The sequence below is a fragment of the Zhenpiania hominis genome (assembly GCF_014333425.1).
GTDB lineage: Bacteria > Bacillota > Clostridia > Peptostreptococcales > Anaerovoracaceae > Hominibacterium > Hominibacterium hominis.
This window is the reverse complement of sequence record NZ_JACRYT010000066.1, coordinates 1-889: the sequence shown is the minus strand read 5'-3', so window position 1 is coordinate 889 and position 889 is coordinate 1. Positions and strand designations below refer to the sequence as shown.

At 42.9% G+C, this 889-nt stretch carries 2 protein-coding genes; both read left to right on the top strand.

Annotated features, from left to right (window positions below; translation table 11 throughout):
* Window positions 1-102 precede the first annotated feature (102 nt).
* A complete protein-coding gene (locus H9L42_RS16760; protein WP_187304536.1) occupies window positions 103-363 on the top strand; it encodes a hypothetical protein in 261 nt (86 codons plus the stop codon).
* Window positions 360-734: a hypothetical protein gene (locus tag H9L42_RS16755; RefSeq protein WP_187304535.1), complete on the top strand. Its 375-nt coding sequence runs from the start codon at window positions 360-362 to the stop codon at window positions 732-734. Before H9L42_RS16760 ends, H9L42_RS16755 begins: the two co-directional genes overlap by 4 nt.
* Window positions 735-889: the final 155 nt, after the last annotated feature.

The window sequence follows — 889 nt, the reverse complement described above, 5'->3', positions numbered from 1 at the left end:
CATAGATTTGAGGCCATGCGACATGGACCCGGAGATTAATTGTCCAGACGGGACTAATGGATGTACAGAATGCAAAAAAAGATACTGGCTTACGGAGGTAGAATGATGAGATACGAACAGCTGAAGACCGGCGACATATTTGCAGATTTATTCGGAACATATATAAAGACAGACTTCGGACCTGCCGTCAATCTCAAGAGCGGAAAGCCTGCGATGTTCGAGGTCAGAGAGGAAGTAGAAAAGCGGTGCTGCGAGACATGCCGTCATTGTAGAAAAGGGCGATGTGCAAACGGGGACAGCGGAAATGTAGGTGAAACTGTAGATCGATTATGGAAATGCAAGGAATGGGAGGGATTACTTTGAAGAATAGAGAGAAATATAAAAATGAATTAGTTAAAGTGTGTAAAAGTGGAGAATTAATGAAATTCTTTAATAACTATGTGGTTCCTACATACGATTGTGGCAATTATGAAGTTATAAATGCAGAAAAAGTTGCATTATTAACCGCACTCTGGCTCGATGAAGAATACCAGAAGCCGGAAGTGGATTGGAGCAAGGTTGAGAATGACGATCTGATACTAGTAAGAGATGGCGATGATGAAGAATGGAATCGAGCACATTTCGCATATTATAAAAACGGAAAAGTGTACGCTTGGTCTGGAGGTAAAACGAGCTGGACTGCAAGCAGTTATATGCACTGGGAATATGCCAAGCTGGCAGAGCCGCAGGAATAAAAAAACAGGAGGGAAAACGTGAGGGACTATTACTTGAAAAACAGCGATATGCCAGAGGATTTGTACAGACACACTCTTTGGATGATCAAAGGATACGACCGGATGAAAGAAGAATACGATAACGCGATATGGGATAGTCCCGAACCGCCAGACGG

Bases quoted from the DNA above. Each gene is read 5' to 3' on its own strand.
- H9L42_RS16760 (WP_187304536.1), top strand. From the start codon at position 103: ATGATGAGATACGAACAGCTGAAGACCGGCGACATATTTGCAGATTTA.